Consider the following 17,287-nt stretch of genomic DNA (forward strand, 5'->3'; position numbering starts at 1 on the left):
CCACGACGTGAACCTCGTCGGTGGGCGCCCCTACGATGGCGGGATGGAGCAGCCGCAGCCGTTCGTCGTCGCCGACGCCAGCGCCTGGCGCAGCTGGCTGGACCGCCACGAGGACGACTCCGACGGGGTCTGGCTCGTTCTCGCCAAGAAGGGCACCACAGAGCCGACCTCTCTCACCTACGCGCAAGCCCTCGACGAGGCGCTGTGCAGCGGCTGGATCGACGGCCAGAAACGGAGCCTCGACGCCGCGACCTTCCTGCAGCGGTTCACGCCACGGCGCACGGCCTCCCTGTGGTCGGAGCGCAACATCGGCCTCGTCGCCGCGCTGACAGCGGAGGGCAGGATGCGTCCCCGCGGACAGGCGGAGATCGACCGCGCGAAAGCCGACGGCCGCTGGGAACGCGCCTACGCGGGGGCTGCCACCGCGCAGGTGCCGGACGACCTGGCGGCGGCCCTCTCGGTGTCGCCCGCCGCGGCCGCCCTGTTCGAGACGCTCAACGGCACCAACCGCTACGCGGTCCTCCACCGCATCCTGACCGCCTCCACCGCCACCACGCGCGCCAACCGGCTCGAGAAGCTGGTCGCGATGCTGGAGCGCGGGGAGACGCCCTACCCGCAGTAGGCCGGTTCCGCGGTCGGCCGTCTCCCGACAGGGCCGTACCCTGTCCGTCCATCCCGTGGAACGGTGCCACGCTCTCTACCACGGATCGCATACGTTGTCGTCCCGACGCCGAGCGAGGTGTTCAACGGCCGTGCCGCAGCGGTCACGCGACGGGCCTGCCGTCGACGAGTTGCAGCACGCGCCCGTGCACGGCACGATGGGCGCGGAGGTGATGACGATGTCGCGCCGTAGACCCGCGGTGGCCGTGCGTCTCATCGCCGTCCCCGCCGCTGCCGCCCTGCTGGGCGCCGCCGCGCCCGCGCCCGGGACGCAGCCCTGGCTCGTCGTCGGTCTCGTGTTCTTCGGCGTCGCCGCGGTGGGGCTGCTCGCCGCCGTCGGGGTGAAGATGCGGCGGACCCCCGGGCCGCCGCCCGCGCACCGGCCCGGCGAGGAGGCGCGACGGCCTGAGGCAGGGAGTGCGGCGGACGCGGAGGCGGAGGCGGAGACGGATGCGGAGACTGAGGCGGAGCCGGATGCGGACGCCGGCGACCAGGGGTCGGGGCCGCGCGTTTAGTTGTCGTTCCCGGGTTGCGCCGCAGAGGGCTTATCAGCGTTGCATGCTTTGGGTGGCCACGCTCTGGACCGATGTCGATCCGTCGGGGAGACTTGGGTCATGGCGAGTTAGCGGAACGCTGGGTGTTGCGGCATGTCAAGCCGGAGGAGCTGACCGAGGATCATGCATCCTCGCGCATTGATTGAAGGGCGGAATCGCGATGAAGTTCTGGAGCAGAGTGTGGGGGCTCTTCAGGGCACTGGGTCGCTTCGTCTCCACAGTCCTTGAACGCCTGAGCACCGTGCTAGTGATTGTGCTCAGTGGCATGAACGGTGGTCATGGCGCCGATCCCGCTGCGCGATCGATGTACATGCCGCCGCGGGATGAATACCGGCCCTGACGAAAGGGCGCGACGAGGAGGAGAAAGGGACGGCTTCCCTTCGTCCTCCTCGTCGCATTGATCATGTGCTTATCTGGCAGTGAAGCGGAACCTTGTTGTTGGGGAAGCCTGCAATCGACCACTTGCAGAAAACCGGAACGCTTCGCCGTGTGTACGTCTGGGATGCTGCACCTTGGCCTGAGGTCGCGGATTGGCCGTCGTCGACCGTCACGGTTGACGGATAGAACTCGGCCTGTGCTGCGTTCGCGGCGTGAGGGCCCGCCGATAGGCTCGGCCCATGGGGATGGACGCGAGAGCGCTGGTCGGCGGGCCGCGCGGTCGACGGGTGCTGCTGGAGATCGCGCGCGGCCCGCTGGGAACGGAGCCGCACCCTCTCGCGACGGCCGTGTTCTGGGCGGCCTACCGACGCGCCCGCGAGGCGGGGGAGGCGGTCTCCCTCGTGACCGTGACCGACGGAGACGGAGAGGGCTCGCACGAACGGCCGGCGCCGTCGGGCGCCGAGATCGCGGCACTGCTCGCCGAGCAGCCGTCCGCCCCGCCGACGGCCGAGGATCTCGACGATGCTCTCGAGGCGGCCGTCGACAGTGCACGCTACTGGCAGGGTCCCGACGGCGAGGACCGCGTGGCGTCCGATCCCGAGCTCGCTCCCGCTCTGCTGCGGACCGCGCACCTCGTCGCCGGCTCGCCGCACACGGACTGGTGGGCGACCGGCCTCGACCGCGCGTCGCAATGCGAAGTGCTCTTCGAGGGCATGACGACGTCGCCCCGGATCGACTCGCGCGCCGTGCTCCGGAAATGGACGGATGCGGCGGCCGCGGAGGAGGCCTTCTGGCGTCGCTCGACGGAGCAGGGGGTCGCGATGTCGGGAACCTGGTGGTCGACCCCGCCGCACGGACTCCGCCGCACGACCCGCGCATCCACGCCGTCCGGCATCCCCGTGGGACTCCGCCTGATCGAGGACCGGATGGGCTGGACCCGTGCGGACGTTCGACGGATCGGCGTCGCCCCGTCGGCACGGGTCGTCGAGATCGACGGGCCGGACGCCTGGGCCGACCTCGTGCGCCGCTACCCGCTCGATGTGACCGCGTCGCGCCGGGCGGATTGGGCCAGGGCGACGGATCGGCACGGGCGTTGGCTGATCCCGGACTGGGCACGCGTCGCCGCCGATGCCGTGCACGTCTCGGTGGCCGGCTACCTCGCGACGGCCGGGCGCGCGCTCGACCTCGGCGACGGCTGGGGCGCGCTCCTCGCCGGCTGGGGGCCGGACGAGACCGTCTGGTTGAACGACGGGGTGCTCTCGCCCGAGCCAGGAACGAGGCCGTGGTCGGTCGACGGGGAGGGACGCAGGCGGTGCCCCTGACGGCCGCCGCCTGCTGACAGCGGCGCACCCGTGCCGTACCCTCGGTGGCATGACGGAGACGCCGACCGCCGGCCTCCGCACCTTCGCCCAGGTGCTGGTGAACACGGCCGTGGCCAACGTGACCACGTCGTACCTGTGGTTCGCGCTGACCTTCTGGGTGTACCTCGAGACGCGCTCGGTGCTCGCGACCGGGATCGTCGGAGGCTCCTACATGCTGCTGGTGGCGGTGTTCTCCATCGTGTTCGGGACGATCGTCGACCGGCATCGCAAGCACCAGGTGATGCTCTTCGCCGCGACCGTGACCCTGGTCGCATTCGGTGTCGCGGGCCTGCTGTACCTCGTCTTCCCGGAGTCCGCGCTGCTCGACCTGGGCGGGCCGATGTTCTGGGTGTTCGCGGGCGTCATCCTGTTCGGCTCCGTCGTCGAGAACATGCGCAACATCGCACTGTCGACGACGGTCACCCTCCTCGTCCCCGTCGAACGGCATGCGAACGCGAACGGGCTCGTGGGGACGGTGCAGGGGGTGGCCTTCATCGTCACCAGCGTGTTCAGCGGGCTCTCCGTCGGACTGCTCGGGATGGGCTGGACACTGGTCATCGCCATTCTGCTGACCGCAGCCGCTCTGGGTCATCTGCTGTTCCTCCGCATCCCGGAGGACCGCCCGGAAGCGGAGGAGGGCGCTCCGCCCGCAGTGGATCTGCGGGGCAGCATCGCCGCGATCCGCAGCGCCCCCGGTTTGTTCGCCCTGATCGTCTTCTCGTGCTTCAACAACCTGATCGGCGGCGTCTACATGGCGCTGATGGACCCGTACGGCCTCGAGCTGTTCGCGGTCGAATGGTGGGGAGTCGTGCTCGGGATCTCGTCCACCGGCTTCATCGTCGGCGGCCTGCTGGTGGCGAAGTTCGGGCTGGGTCGCAACCCGATCCGCACCATGCTGCTCCTCGTCGCGCTGATGGGCGTGCTCGGCGCGCTCTTCACGATCCGCGAGTGGTGGCCGCTCTACGTGGTGGGGATCTGGCTCTACATGACGCTGATCCCCGCGGTCGAGGCGTCGGAGCAGACGGTCATCCAGAAGGTCGTGCCGTTCACCCGGCAGGGGCGCGTATTCGGCTTCGCGCAGGCGTTCGAGTCTGCCGCCGCCCCGATCACAGCCTTCCTGATCGCGCCGCTCGCGCAGTTCCTCATCATCCCGTACATGGAGTCGGGGGCGGGGGAGACGACGTGGGGCTGGCTTCTCGGCGACGGCGACGCCCGCGGGATCGCGCTCGTCTTCCTCTTCTCCGGCCTGGCGATGGTCGTGCTGGCGCTGCTCGCCTTCGCGACGAGGTCGTACCGACTGCTCTCCGCGGAGTACCGCGGGGAACTCGAACCAGTACCGATGGAGTCCGCGTGACCACCAATCTCACCCTGATCCAGCGCTCGCCCGACCCCGAGCAGCAGGGAACCTCGCGCGACCGGCGACCGACGCTCGCCGAGCGGTTCCGCGCGGCCGGGCGCAGCAGGATCGGTGCCGTGCTGCTGCTCGCCGCCACCGCGATCGCCATCGTCTGGGCGAACCTCTCCTTCAGCGGCTACGAGGCGTTCTGGGACACCCACCTGACGCTCGGGCTCGGCGACCTCCACCTGGACTTCACCCTCCACGCGCTCGTCAACGACGCCCTGATGGCGATCTTCTTCTTCACGGTCGGGCTGGAGGTCCGGCGCGAGTTCGCCATCGGGGAGCTGACGAGCTGGTCGCGTGCGGTCGTGCCGGTGGTCGCAGCGCTCTTCGGGCTGGCCGTCCCCGCACTGATCTTCATCCTCTTCGCGGCGGGCACGGGCGACGCGCACGCGTGGGGGATCGTGATCTCCTCCGACACCGCGTTCCTCGTCGGCGCCCTCGCGCTCATCGGGCCGCACGCCACCGGGAGGCTGCGCGTCTTCCTGCTGGCGCTCGCCGTGGTCGACGACATCGGCGCGCTGAGCATCATCGCCTTCGTCTACACGAAGGACTTCACGCCGCTGCCCCTGATCGTCGCGGCCGTCGGACTCGCCGGGGTCTACCTGACGCGCTACCTCCCCGCCGGGCGCGGGCCGGTCTACGCGACGCTCGCCGTCGTGGTGTGGCTGGCGTTCCTCGCCTCCGGCGTGCACCCCACGCTCGCCGGGGTCGCCATCGCCCTCCTCATCCCCGTCTACCGCCCGGACCGCCGCGACGTGGAGCACGCCCTCGATCTGGCGCGCACCTTCCGCCAGTCGCCGAACACCGAGTACGCGCGCGCGGCGGCCAACAGCCTGCGCGAGTCCATCTCGATCAACGAGCGCCTGCAGTCGGCATGGTCGCCCTACGTCGCGTACGTGGTGCTGCCGCTGTTCGCGCTCTCCAACGCGGGTGTGCGCCTGGACGGCGACATCCTGGCCGGGGCGCTCGTCTCCCCGCTGGCATGGGGCGTCGTCGCCGGACTCGTCGTCGGCAAGTTCGTCGGCGTCTTCGGTTCGACCCTCATCATGCGCGCGCTGCGCATCGGCGACTTCGGCCCCGGACTGACACCCGACCGGCTCGCGGGCGGCGCGGCCCTGTGCGGGATCGGCTTCACGATCTCGCTCTTCATCGTCGACCTCGCCATCCCGGACGAGACGTCGCAGAACGCCGCCCGCGTCGGCGTCCTCGCCGCCACGGTCATCGCCTTCGCCGTCGCGACCGTGATCTTCCGCCTCTCCGACGCCCGCCGCCCCAAAGAGGAGGCCGGTCTCACCCTGGTGCGGCCGGTCGATCCCGCGCGCGACCACGTCTTCGGCGACCCGGACGCGCCGCTCACCCTCCTCGAGTACGGCGACTTCCAGTGCGGCTTCTGCCTCAAAGCGACCGGCTCGGTCGGCGAGGTGCGCGCCGTGCTCGGCGACCGCGTCCGCTACGTCTGGCGGCATGCGCCCCTCACCCGGTTCCACCCGAACGCGCTCGCCGCGGCGGAGGCCTCGGAGGCCGCCTCCCGCCAGGGCAGGTTCTTCGAGTTCGAGCGCAGCCTGTTCGCCGACCAGGAGCACCAGCTGCCCTCCGACATCATCCGCCGCGCCGAGGAGCTGGGCCTCGATCTGGACCGCTTCGAAGCCGACCTGGCCTCGCCGGAGGTCACTGCCCGCGTGCGTGACGACATGCTCGACGCGGAGGCCATGGACATCACCGCCGTCCCGACGTTCTACATCAACGGCAGACGGCACGTCGGCCCGTACGACGCGCAGTCGTTGATCAGGGCGCTGCAGGAGACGGCGCCGGTGCCTCCTGGGCGCCCGGGGTCGTGAGCACCCGTCGCAGGAACGTCCGGAGGTCGTCGATCTCCTGAGCGGAGATGCCGTGGCCGAGGCCCGGGTAGACGTGCTGTTCGAGCGTCGTGTGCGCGGGGAGCCACGCGGCCGTGCGATCGACGGCAGGGCCGGCGATGACACCGTCCGCGTCGCCGCGGCCCCAGAAGGCCGGAGGGCGGGAGGTGGCGAGCCAGGCGTCCGCCCGCTGCGGCGTGGCCTGCACGAATCCGGCGAGCACGACCGTGGCGGCGACACGTTCAGGACGGGTTCGGAGCAGTTGGCTCGCCATCAGGCCGCCCTGAGAGAAGCCGATCGGGAGGACGAGGGCGTCCGGCCCGAGCTGCGCGTCGACCCACGCCCAGATCGCGTCCGTGGCGGCCGCGACCGGCGCCGGGTCGGGGCTGCCGGGCGTGGAGATCGGGAACCAGGCCGCACCGCCGTTCGGCGTGGGCAGCGGGGCGCGCGGGGAGACCCAGGGGAGGCCCTCGGGCAGCGCCGCCGACAGCCCGGCAAGATCGTGCTCGTTCGAGCCGTACCCGTGGAGCAGCACGGCCGTGACCGGAGCGTCCTCCTGATCGGCGGGCGCGACGGCGTGGGAGATCGCGACCTCCGCGGCCGGGACGCTCATCGGGCGAGCACCTCGTCGACGCTGAGATCGGGCAGCACGACGCTGACCTGGGTGCCCCACGGATCCGCCACCACGACCGACCGGCCGTCGTCGGCGAAGGGGATGCCGCGCGCGCGGAGGCGGGCCGCGAGCGCATCCAGCTCGGCGCGATCGGGCACGGTGATCGCCACATCGCCGAGACCGAGGCTGGCGGCGCGCGGGCCGGAGCCGGCACTGTTCCAGACGTTCATCGCGATGTGGTGGTGATACCCGCCCGCGGAGGCGAAGAGCGCCCCGCGGTACTCGGACAGGGTGGACTCGAAGCCGAGGGCGTCGACGTAGAAGGCCTTCGCCGTCGGGATGTCGCCGACCTGCAGGTGCACGTGGCCGACGGTGCCGCTGAGGGCGGATCCTGCATCCAGGACCTCCTGCGCGAGGTGGGCCTGCAGGTACGCGTTGGGGTCCAGGTACGTGGTGTCCATCAGGATCTGGCCGCGCTCGCGGCGCCACGTCTCGCGCGGGCGATCCGTGTAGAGCTCGACGCCGTTGCCCTCCGGGTCGGTGAAGTAGAACGCCTCGGAGACGAGGTGGTCGCTGGAGCCGGCGAAGCGGCTGCGCGGGTCCTGCGCCGCCCGGTAGACGGTCGCGGCCAGGTTCGCGGCGTCGGGGAAGAGGAAGGCGTTGTGGAAGAGTCCGGCCTGGCGCGGATCGACGGCGGGGAGGTCGGGGGTGTGGATGAGGGACACCATCGGTGCGCCGTCGCGACCGAGTACGCGGTGCACCTCGCGACCGCGTGCGTCCGCCCGCTCGGCCAGCGGCTCGAACGCGAACGCGTTGGCGTAGTACGACGACATCAGCTCCAGGTCGCCGACGCGGAGGGTGGGGGCCGCCATGTGCGTGGCGGCGTCGAGCAGCTGATCGGTGGTCATCGTGAGTCCTCGGTCGAGATGAAAGGTTGTCGTATCAACAAAGTGTACCCCATTTTGTTGACGCTTCAACTAACCGCCTCCCATACGGCACAGGGGTCGCATTCTGCCGGAATGTCGTGAGCGTAGCGGCGGAATGCGACCCCTGTGCGGTGCCGTGCGGCGGGTGGTGGCTACATGTCGCGGTAGCGCTTCGCCGCGGCCAGGGCCTCGCGGAGGCCTGCGACGTCGTAGCGCGTGCCGTATCCGGGGGTGTCGCGCTGGATGCGCCATCCCTCGGAGAGCGGGCCGATGTCGAGGGCGTCGAAGCCGAACTCGTCGATCAGGGCGGCGACCCGGGCACGGGCCTCGGGGTCGTCGCCGGCGACGATGAGGGCGCGGCGATCCGAGGTGCCGGGCTCCTGACCCTCGGTGGTGAGGGCGGCGGCACCGATGTGGTTGAAGGCCTTCACGACCTTCGAGGTCGGAAGCGTGGCCTGCAGCCGTTCGGCGACCGTGGTCGACTCATCGTCGAGCTCCGGGATGTTCCCATCGCGCTGCGGGTAGTAGTTGTTCGTGTCGATGACGATCTTGCCCGCGAGCTCCGCGACGGGGAGGGTCGCCTCGGCCGCGAGCGGGACGGTCACGACGACGAGCTCGCCGGCGCTCGCCGCCTCGGCGGGGGTCGCGGCGCGCGCGTGCGGGCCGAGCTCGGCGACGAGCCCGGCGAGCGACTCGGGGCCGCGCGAGTTGCTCAGCACGACGTCGTAGCCGCGCGCCACAGCGAGTCGCGCGAGCTGGGAGCCGATGTGTCCAGATCCGATGAGTCCGATGGTTGTCATACTCGGGCGAACCCGGTCGCGCCCCGGCGCATTCCCGCCCGCTTGCCCGCACGGGGGTCGCATTCCGCCGCTCCGGCCGGGTCATTCCGGCGATGTGCGACCCCTCGGTGGAGGAGGGGGAGGCTCAGGCGCAGAGGTCGACGCCGGTCGAGGTGAGCACGACGGTGCGGTTCTGCGCGGCGAGGGCGTCGGAGTAGGCGCCGCTCGCGTCCGTCTCGGCGCGCCAGCCGCACCAGTCGTGCCCGACGCCGGCGGTGGCCAGATCCGCGGCCGGGACGCCGAGAGCGACGAGCGCGGCCTTCACCGCCTCCGCCCGGCGCTGCGAGAGCGCGAGGTCGGCCGTGTTGCTCGTCGCCTGATCCTTGGAGGCCGTGCCTGTGACGGTGATCGTCCGGCCGTTCTGCTCGATGGCCGGCACGAGGGACGCGAGTACCTGCTGCGCCGACGTGGGGTCGGCGAAGGTCGCCGTGTCCTTGGTGAAGCGCAGCTCGCTGTCGCGGATCACGACCGGGTGCGACCAGTCGGTCTTGGTGGCGACCGCGTCCACCGCGACGGGGCTCACCTCCGGCAGGCCGGTCGTCGCGCCGCCCGACGCGGGCTCCGGAAGCAGCGAGAGCGTGCCGCCCGCGGCCTTCACGACGGCCGTCCAGATCGCCTCGAGGTTGCTGCGGGCGGGAATCGTGAGCGGCTGCTGCGCACCCGCGACGTCGCCCATCCCCGACCAGTAGACGGTGACGCCCTTCAGATCCGTCGGGAGGAGGCCGCGCGACGTGAGGTCAGCGACGACCTGCTGCGGGTCGGCGGAGAGCAGGCCGGTGCCGGCGAAGTCGAGCGGGTCGACGGTCTGCAGGCCGCTGCCGACGACGAGCACGCCCATCGGATCCGTGCCGAGGTTCCGCGCCGCCTGGTCGATCGCGCCGAGGAAGTCGACCTGCGGGTTCGCCGCCTTGAGCCCGTCGATGTACTGGGTGATCTGCGTGAGCTTGGTCCGCTGCTCGTTCTGGCAGACGATCGCGTCCTGCGCCGTCGAGCCGATGAGCGTGGTTCCCATGACCTGCGGTGTGCCGGACGGCACCACGACCGTGACGCTGCCGTTGCTCGCGCCGACCGCTTTCAGCTGGGCGGTGGCGGAGGCGGGCAGAGCAGTCGCCGGGGCGTTCGCGGTGCTGCCGGCGACGACGCCGAGGTTGCGCGGCGAGGACTGGTCGCACGCCTGGCCGGCGGCGGTCGCCGACGTGCAGGCGGCGAGGCCCGCGGTGAGCGCGAGGGCGCCGGCGACGGCGAGGACGGTGCGGAGGCGGGGGAAGGACGGCACGGAGGGGCTCCTCGAGGTCAGGACTGGGCGGGCCACACGGGGTGCTCGGGCGGCGGGGTGGGGGCGGCGTGCGCTCCGGGTGCCGCCTCGACGGCTGCGGCGCTGCGGCGGGCTCGCAGCTCGCGGATGATCTGGCTCGTGCTCTCGGGGTCGCGCTCACGCTGGGCGAGGCGGACGCCGAGCTGGGCTCGTACCACGTCCACACGGGAGTGGAAGGTCACCCGGGCGCCGGTGTAGCGGACGGCGTCGTGGGCGTCGAGCTGGAACGCCAGGCGGGTGGCCTCGCCGGCGGCGACGGCCTCCCCGCGCAGCCGGTCGCGGTGTGCGCGCAGCCGCTCGGCGTGGGCGTGCGCCTTCTCGGCCGCGGTGAGCAACGGCTTCGTCGTCACCCAGGCGATGACGAAGCTGACGGCCCCGGATGTCGCCAGAACGCCCAGCATGAGGAACGCCATGATCGTGTCCGGCGCCGTCCACGAGAAGGTGGGCGCGGCGGGGGCGGTGTCGCCTCCGACGAGGCCGGTGAGGCCGCCCGACGACGACGCGTCCATCCCCGCCTTGATCCGGGCGACCGTGATCGCGGCCAGCAGCGCCGCCCAGACGAGGGCCAATGCGACCGCGGCGGGGATCCAGCCGCGCGCCATGACCCGGGCCTGCACCCGGCGCAGGATGATCGCGACCGCGTGCGGCAGCGTCACCACCGCGAGCGAGATGCCGAGGGTGATGACGTACATCTGCAGGCCGATCGAGCCGTACTGGCTGTCGTTGCGCAGCAGGAGGGTGAGCGCCTGCGCGAGCAGGATGTAGTCCACCGCGAGCATCGCGACGAGCAGCACGTACACGAACACGTGCGCGACGGGCGAGAGGTGCCCGACGGACGGGCGGATGCGGGGCGGGCGGGTGACGATGTCCCTGGCCATCGGCGTCCTTCCTGGGTCGGTCAGGCGTAGTTGTGGAGCGACGGGTCGCTGCCGTGGAGGCGGTCGTCGAGGCGGGCGGCGGCCTCGTCGGCGCGGAGGATGTCGGTCTCGATGCGTTCGAGCGCGCTGCGGATCAGCTCTTCGCGCTTCTGCGCCTCGGCGACGCGGGCGGAGCACACGGCGATGTTGCGGGTGCGCTGCCGCTCGAGCTCCGCGGCTCCCGCGCGTTCGAACGCGGCGAGCTCGTGCTCGAAGACCTCCAGCGTCTCCACGTCGACGGCGTCGCGCAGCCGCCGAAGACGCCACAGCAGGCGTCGGCGCAGCCGGGAGACGTTGGGCACGCGGTACTCGGTCAGCCGGTCACGCTTGGCCATCGGCTCCTCCTTGCCAGTGTTCGAGCGCGTCGGTGCGCGCCGTGGTCAGCCAGTCGGCCCGGCGCAGCTCGGGGGCGCGCGCGACGGCGGCGTCCCCTCCCTCGCGTCCGGCCGTATCGCGGGTCAGCGCCCCGCGGTACATGCCCCAATAGACGGCGATCTTCTCGTCGGAGCGGTCGAAGTGCCGCGCGGCGCGCAGCCGGGCGGCCGTGAAATGGGCGTGGATGACCGCGGCGAGCTGCTCCGCGCGGCGGTGGCCGCGCGAGATCCGGCGCTCGAGCCGACGCAGTTCGACGTAGACCGGTCCGTCGCCGACGGCGATGCGCGCGTGGTCGCGCTCGGCGGGAGGCAGCGCGTCGATGCGTTCGTCGAAGGCGTCGAGATCGGTACGGAGGCCGGCCGCGAGCATGCGGTGCTCGCTCAGCTCGCGTCGCACGCGGCGGTGGAAGCGCTGCTCCTCGCGGCGGGCGTAGGCGTTGGCGCGGGCCTGGAGGGCGGCCACGGTCGGCGGAGCGGAGGCCTCGCTCGCGGGCGCGCCACGGAGCGCGGCGGCATCCTCGCGGGCGCGCCGCTCGAGTCGTCGCCGGGCCAGTGGGCCGACCCTCAGCGGCTGGGTGGTCATATCGGGGGAGCGTAAAGAGCGGTTCTGTACGGATTCCAGGGGAACCTCGAACGTTTCCTGAAAGTGACCGGATCGTGACGTTGCGCTGTCAGCGCTGCCTGCCGCCCTGCGGCGTCGCATCGGCGCCGCGCACGGGGCCGCAACGCACCTGCGCCTCCACGCAGGCGGCGACGTCCGCCGCCATGCGCGGCTGCTGCCAGCCGTCGACGAAGTCGGCGTGTCCTGTCACCGGCGGCCCGTGGGTGTCCGGCCCGGTCGAGAGGGTGATTCCCGCCGCACTCCACGTCGGATAGGTGACGTGCAGCACGATCTGCGGGATCTGCACGGGATGCGACGACGGGCATCCCGTCGCGGTGGCGTAGACCGCGCCGGAGCGGTCGCGGCCGTCCATCGTCCGCCCGTCCCAGCAGTTCGGGAACGTGATCACCAGGCGCAGCTGAGAGCCGCCCGCGCAGTCGTGCGGCAGGGAGGCGCGCGCGGGATGCGGGTCCCGCCGGGTGGTCGTGCAGGTCCAGTCGACAACCGAGGTGCTCTGCGGCGCGGTGGCGGTCTCGTCTCCGGCGATCAGGCTGATCCCCTCGGGCATGGCGTGCGTCGCCGCGGCGATCGCGGCGGGGTCGCGCCAGTAGAGCAGCGTCCGCGACGGCACGAGCGCGGTTCCCCCCTGGTAGACGACCGGCGTCCAGTAGGCCGACGCGTCTGCGGAGGTGGAGCACGTGGTCGGTCCGCCGCGGAGGGTCGACGCGGTCGAGGAGGCCACCACGGCCGGATTGCCGAAGAAGTCGTGCTGCATCGACATCCCGCTCATGCCGGGCATCATGATCGGATCGTTCGGCGCGGTGAGGCTGCGGGAGCAGGTGTCGGTGAAGATGCCCGGGTCGTGGCCGCCGGCGGGGAAGCCGGCCGTCGAGACGGGAGGCGCCGAGCTGCCGGAAACGCCGGCGGCCGTCACCGCCGCAGTTGCCGCGGCGGTCCCGACGGCGAGGACGAGTGCGGTGGCGGCGGCGAGAGCGATGCCGACGCGGGAGGGGATGCGGAGTGCGGACATGACGCGAGTCCACGCGCTCCGCGTTCGGTCTGTGAGAGGGGAATGTAAAGAACCGGTAAGACCGCCCAGAGATCCGCCGCGTCCGGCGCGCGCCGCCGCCCGTTGCGGGGAGGATGAGCGGGTGGAGGAGCGCGGGCTGGTGCTGATCGTCGAGGACGAGCCGACGATCAGCGAGCTCGAGCGGCTGTACCTCGGCGGCGCGGGCTTCGGTGTGCACGTCGAGACGGACGGCCGGAAGGCACTGGACGCCGTCGTGCGTCTGCGCCCGACGGCGATCGTGCTCGACATCGGCCTACCCGGACTCGACGGCATCGAGGTGTGCCGCACCCTCCGCGGGCGCGGCGACTGGACGCCGGTCGTGTTCGTGACGGCGCGCGACGACGAGGTGGACAGGATCGTCGGGCTCGAGCTCGGCGCCGACGACTATGTCACCAAGCCGTTCTCGCCGAGGGAGCTCGTCGCACGGGTGCGTGGTCTCGTGCGCCGCGCCTCCGGGGCGATCGCGGGCGACGTCACGATCCTCGGCCCGGTCAGCGTCGACTCCGCCCGACGGCGGGTGGAGGTCGACGGACGCCGGATCGACCTCACGGCGACCGAGTTCGACCTCCTGGCGCACCTCGCGTCGCAGCCCGGCCGGGTGTTCACCCGCGAGCAGCTGCTGTCGAGCGTGTGGGGTGTCGCCGACTACAGCAGCAGCCGCACCGTCGACGTGCACGTCGCGCAGCTGCGGCTCAAGCTGGGGGAGGCGGCGGGTGCGATCCGCACGGTGCGCGGCGTTGGCTACAGCGCGGCGGACGATGGCTGAGCGCGCGGCGCCCGAGCGGCGCCCGCCGAAGCGCCGTCGCACGCCCGCCTCGCTGACCGGGCGCATCGTCCTGGTCACGTTCGCGGTGGCCCTGATCGCGGTGCTCGTGACCGCGGTGGTGTCGGTGGGTGTCGTGCAATCGGTCGCGGAGGGCCAGGCCCGCCAGCAGCTCAGGGCGCAGGCGACCGCGCTCGTCGCGGACGCGGCGACCAGTGCGACCCGACTCGACCGGCTGACGCAGCGGCTCACCGTGCTCGGCGACCGGTTCGCCGTCGTCGCGCCCGACGGGACGGTGAGCGGGCCGGCGCGCGCCTCCGTCGACGACGTCGTCGTGCGCGAGCTGCAGGACGGGCGGGCCGTCTCGACCACGACGACGATCGGTGGACGGGACGCGGTGCTGGTCGGCATCCCGGGCCCGGCGGGCGGCGGGGTGGTGGGCGTGCGCAAGGTCGCCGACATCGCGGCGGGCACCGCTGAGCTCCTCCGCTGGATCGCGGTCGCGCTCGTGGTCGGTCTGGTCGTGGCGACCGCCGCCGGCTGGCTGCTGGCGCGGCTGCTCGGCCGGCCGATGACCCGGCTCGCGGCCGGCGCCCGCGAGCTGGCGCAGGGACGGCGTCGCGTCGCGATCGCCGATCAGCCGGTCGCCGAGATCGAGGACGTCGCCGCCGCGCTCCGCACCCTCGACGAGGCGCTGTCGGCGAGCGAGGACCGCCAGCGCGAGTTCCTGCTCTCGGTCTCCCACGAGATCCGGACCCCGCTGACCGCGATCCGCGGCTACGCGGAGGCCCTCGCCGACGGGATGGTGCCCGCTGCGGAGACCGCCCGCATCGGGGCGACGCTGACCACGGAGTCGGAGCGGCTGCGCCGGTTCGTCGACGACCTCCTGGAGCTCGCGCGGCTGGAGGCCGACGACTTCGCCATCGACCCGCAGCGGTTCGACGCCCGCGGTACCGTGCAGCGGACCGTCGAGGCGTGGGCGGCGGCCTGCGCGCGTGTGGGAGTCGCCCTCCGCGCCGAGCTCCCGGCGGACGAGCTGCCGATCGTCACGGACGAGATGCGGTTGCGCCAGATCGTGGACGGCCTGGTCGAGAACGCGCTCCGCGTCACGCCCGCCGGAGCCCCCATCGTGATCGCCGCCCGGACGACGGACGACGGGGCGGACCCGGGGGGTGTTCAGCTGGAGGTGCGCGACGGTGGCCCCGGCTTGGACGAGGCCGACGGCGCCGTGGCGTTCGAGCGCGGGGAGCTGCGCGACCGCTACCGCGACCTCCGTCCGGTCGGCACCGGGCTCGGCCTGTCGATCGCACGGCGGCTGGTCGGGCGGCTGGGCGGTGCGATCTCGGTGCGCCGCGCGCCGGAGGGCGGAGCCGCGTTCGTGGTCGGTCTCCCACCCGCGGCCCCTTTACGTTCCTCGAACACTCCGCTCGCACGCCGCTGACCCGGCGGGCGCAGAGTGGTCGGCATGAACGATGAGACCGACCCGACCCAGCCCCTTCCCTCCGCGCCCGACACCCGTGCGGCGCAACCCGGACCGGTGACGCCGCCGACCGCCGCGCAGCCGGGCACCGCGTCCTCGACCGCCACAGGCTTCGTGCACCGGCACGCCGTGGGCGTCGCCGTCGCGGCGGGCGCGCTCGCCGTCGTGCTGCTCGCCGGCGGCACCGCGTGGGGGGTCTCTGCCGCGGTCGCCGCGGCGCAGCCGGCCGCCTCGATGTCGAGCACCGCGCTGGACCACACCGCCGCGTCGAAGAAGGCGTCGTCCGCGAAGGCCTCGTCGAAGGCTCGCGGCAGCGCGAAGAGGAAGGCGCACGGGGTGCGCGGCACCATCGCCGCGATCGACGGCTCCACCTGGACCGTCCACACGGCGAACGGGGCGACGGTGACCGTGACGATCGCGTCGACGACCGCCTTCGGGACCGCGGCGAAGCCCGCCGAGCGGTCATCGTTCGCCGTGGGCGACCGCGTCGGGGTGCTCGGGATGCGCTCCGGCGACACGGTGACGGCGAAGCGGATCGTCATGCTGCCCGCCTCCGCCCACACGGGGACGCCGACGCCGGCGCCGACTGCCTGACACCAATTCTCCTCAGACAAGCAGACAAGAAACGGCGGAGGAGGGGCATAGACTGCCCTCATGCCCTTCCTCCGCGCCCCGCTCGCCGACCAGGCCGCCGACGCCCTGCTGGAGCGCATCCGCTCCGGTGAGTGGACGCTCGGCGAGAAGCTCCCCGGCGAGACGACGCTGGCCCCCCAGCTCGGCGTCGGCCGCTCGACCGTGCGGGAGGCGATCCGGCAGCTCGCGGGGCGCGGCGTGCTCCAGTCGCGACAGGGCGCCGGCGTGTTCGTCACCGCCCTCGACGCTCCGGAGGAGTGGGATGCCGTGTTGCGCCGTGCGGACATCCTCTCGGTGATCGAGGCGCGCATCGCGATAGAGTCGGAGGCGGCGGCGCTCGCGGCGGCCCGCCGCACTCCGGTGGAGCTCCGCGCTCTGCGCCGCACCCTGGACGCGCGGGGGGCGGCCGGCGCCGACGCGGGCCTGGAGGCGCACGTGGACGCCGACACCGCCTTCCACCGCGCGGTCGTCGCGGCCGCCCACAACGACATCCTCGCCGAGCTCTTCGACGGCTTCGTGCCGCGCCTGCGCCAGGCGATGGTGGAGATGCTGCGGTTGCGCCCGGTCGCGGACGAGGCCGGGGATCACGATGCCCATCGCGCGCTGCTCGACGCGATCGCCGACCACGACGCCGTCGCCGCCGCCCGGCTCAGCCGCGACCACCTCGCCTCGCTGAAGGAGCGCCTCTCGTGACCGCATCGGCTTCCGCCGTACTCGAACTGCGCGACGTGACGTTCCGCCGCGACGGGACGCACATCCTCGACGGCATCGACCTCACCGTGCGTGCCGGGGAGCACTGGGCGCTCCTCGGGCCGAACGGCGCGGGCAAGAGCACCGTGCTCGGTTTCTGCGGCGCCCTGACCTTTCCGACCTCGGGCACGGTCGACGTGCTCGGCCGCCGCCTCGGCCGCGTGGAGCTACAGGAGCTGCGCCGCCACATCGGTCACGTCAACCCGCGCCACCCCGTCCGCTCGCCCCTCACCGTGACAGAGGTCGTGCTCACCGGGCTGACGGGCACCCTGGAGCCGCCCCTGCGCTGGACGGCGACGCCCGAGCAGATCGCGCGCGCCCACGAGCTCCTGCACACGGTCGGCCTGGACGGCCGCCTCGACGCCCGCTGGCCGACGCTCTCGCAGGGCGAGCGTGGCCGCACGCTGATCGCACGCGCCCTCATCGCCGACCCGCGCCTCCTCCTGCTCGACGAGCCGACCACGGGTCTCGACGTCGCCGCCCGCGAGCAGCTGCTCGAGACCATCGACGACCTCTCCCGCACCGCCCCCGACCTCGCCTCCGTGCTCGTGACGCACCATCTGGAGGAGCTGCCGGAGACGACCACGCACGCTCTCCTGATCTCCCACGGCCGCATCGTCGCCACGGGCCCCATCGCCGAGGCCGTGACGACGGAGACGGTCACCCGGGCGTTCGAGCACGCCATCCGGGTCGAGCGCGCGGACGGGCGCTGGAGTGCGCGGGCGGTGCGGGAGCGGGTCGCCAGATAGGTCTGAATAATGGTCCATAAAGGACTAGAATTCAGCCTATAATGGTC

General features: G+C 72.6%; 18 protein-coding genes. 10 read left to right on the top strand and 8 right to left on the bottom strand.

Annotation, left to right across the window (positions count from 1 at the left end; all coding sequences use genetic code 11):
• Positions 1-43 precede the first annotated feature (43 nt).
• The 5 genes from IT072_RS06970 to nhaA all read left to right on the top strand — a co-directional run bounded on the left by IT072_RS06970 (position 44) and on the right by nhaA (position 6,193).
• Positions 44-622 (top strand): YdeI/OmpD-associated family protein, encoded by a 579-nt coding sequence (locus IT072_RS06970; RefSeq protein WP_223360227.1) that lies wholly within the window; start codon positions 44-46, stop codon positions 620-622.
• Positions 623-752: 130 nt separating this feature from the next.
• A complete protein-coding gene (locus tag IT072_RS06975) occupies positions 753-1,175 on the top strand; it encodes a hypothetical protein (RefSeq protein WP_223360228.1) in 423 nt (140 codons plus the stop codon).
• Positions 1,176-1,831: 656 nt separating this feature from the next.
• Entirely contained in the window at positions 1,832-2,914 is a 1,083-nt protein-coding gene (locus IT072_RS06980; protein ID WP_223360229.1) for a hypothetical protein, read from the top strand.
• Positions 2,915-2,963: 49 nt separating this feature from the next.
• On the top strand, positions 2,964-4,307 hold the full coding sequence (locus IT072_RS06985) for an MFS transporter (protein ID WP_223360230.1): 1,344 nt from the start codon (positions 2,964-2,966) through the stop codon (positions 4,305-4,307).
• Positions 4,304-6,193, top strand: coding sequence for a Na+/H+ antiporter NhaA (gene nhaA / locus IT072_RS06990; protein ID WP_223360231.1), 1,890 nt, complete (start codon positions 4,304-4,306; stop codon positions 6,191-6,193). The genes IT072_RS06985 and nhaA overlap by 4 nt, the downstream gene beginning before the upstream one ends.
• Here the strand turns inward: nhaA and IT072_RS06995 are convergent.
• The 8 genes from IT072_RS06995 to IT072_RS07030 form a co-directional block, all read right to left on the bottom strand.
• The gene (locus tag IT072_RS06995) at positions 6,141-6,824 is read right to left on the bottom strand and encodes an alpha/beta hydrolase (protein ID WP_223360232.1); all 684 of its coding nucleotides are present in this window, start codon (positions 6,822-6,824) and stop codon (positions 6,141-6,143) included. The two genes, nhaA and IT072_RS06995, sit on opposite strands and share 53 nt — an antisense overlap.
• Positions 6,821-7,732, bottom strand: a complete 912-nt coding sequence (locus tag IT072_RS07000) for a VOC family protein (protein ID WP_223360233.1) — start codon at positions 7,730-7,732, stop codon at positions 6,821-6,823. Before IT072_RS07000 ends, IT072_RS06995 begins: the two co-directional genes overlap by 4 nt.
• 170 nt (positions 7,733-7,902) lie before the next feature.
• Positions 7,903-8,550: an NADPH-dependent F420 reductase gene (locus IT072_RS07005; protein WP_223360234.1), complete on the bottom strand. Its 648-nt coding sequence runs from the start codon at positions 8,548-8,550 to the stop codon at positions 7,903-7,905.
• A 124-nt stretch (positions 8,551-8,674) separates the two neighbouring features.
• Positions 8,675-9,865 (bottom strand): OmpA family protein, encoded by a 1,191-nt coding sequence (locus tag IT072_RS07010; protein ID WP_223360235.1) that lies wholly within the window; start codon positions 9,863-9,865, stop codon positions 8,675-8,677.
• A 17-nt stretch (positions 9,866-9,882) separates the two neighbouring features.
• Positions 9,883-10,782, bottom strand: coding sequence for a hypothetical protein (locus IT072_RS07015; protein WP_223360236.1), 900 nt, complete (start codon positions 10,780-10,782; stop codon positions 9,883-9,885).
• Positions 10,783-10,802: 20 nt separating this feature from the next.
• On the bottom strand, positions 10,803-11,156 hold the full coding sequence (locus tag IT072_RS07020) for a hypothetical protein (RefSeq protein ID WP_223360237.1): 354 nt from the start codon (positions 11,154-11,156) through the stop codon (positions 10,803-10,805).
• Complete coding sequence (locus tag IT072_RS07025) at positions 11,143-11,778, bottom strand: hypothetical protein (RefSeq protein ID WP_223360238.1); 636 nt, start codon at positions 11,776-11,778, stop codon at positions 11,143-11,145. Before IT072_RS07025 ends, IT072_RS07020 begins: the two co-directional genes overlap by 14 nt.
• An 88-nt stretch (positions 11,779-11,866) precedes the next feature.
• Positions 11,867-12,826, bottom strand: a complete 960-nt coding sequence (locus tag IT072_RS07030; RefSeq protein ID WP_223360239.1) for a DUF1996 domain-containing protein — start codon at positions 12,824-12,826, stop codon at positions 11,867-11,869.
• Between the two features lie 121 nt (positions 12,827-12,947).
• Here IT072_RS07030 and IT072_RS07035 point away from each other — a divergent pair, with 121 nt between their 5' ends.
• Genes IT072_RS07035 through IT072_RS07055 form a run of 5 tightly spaced genes read left to right on the top strand, consistent with a single transcriptional unit; the run spans position 12,948 to position 17,240 of the window.
• On the top strand, positions 12,948-13,631 hold the full coding sequence (locus IT072_RS07035; RefSeq protein WP_223360240.1) for a response regulator transcription factor: 684 nt from the start codon (positions 12,948-12,950) through the stop codon (positions 13,629-13,631).
• A complete protein-coding gene (locus IT072_RS07040) occupies positions 13,624-15,069 on the top strand; it encodes a sensor histidine kinase (protein WP_223360241.1) in 1,446 nt (481 codons plus the stop codon). Before IT072_RS07035 ends, IT072_RS07040 begins: the two co-directional genes overlap by 8 nt.
• Before the next feature lie 24 nt (positions 15,070-15,093).
• A complete protein-coding gene (locus IT072_RS07045; RefSeq protein ID WP_223360242.1) occupies positions 15,094-15,702 on the top strand; it encodes a DUF5666 domain-containing protein in 609 nt (202 codons plus the stop codon).
• A 60-nt stretch (positions 15,703-15,762) separates the two neighbouring features.
• On the top strand, positions 15,763-16,434 hold the full coding sequence (locus IT072_RS07050) for a FadR/GntR family transcriptional regulator (protein WP_223360243.1): 672 nt from the start codon (positions 15,763-15,765) through the stop codon (positions 16,432-16,434).
• On the top strand, positions 16,431-17,240 hold the full coding sequence (locus tag IT072_RS07055) for an ABC transporter ATP-binding protein (RefSeq protein WP_223360244.1): 810 nt from the start codon (positions 16,431-16,433) through the stop codon (positions 17,238-17,240). The genes IT072_RS07050 and IT072_RS07055 overlap by 4 nt, the downstream gene beginning before the upstream one ends.
• The last annotated feature ends 47 nt before the right edge of the window (positions 17,241-17,287 follow it).

The sequence above is a fragment of the Leifsonia sp. ZF2019 genome, assembly GCF_019924635.1.
GTDB lineage: Bacteria > Actinomycetota > Actinomycetes > Actinomycetales > Microbacteriaceae > Leifsonia.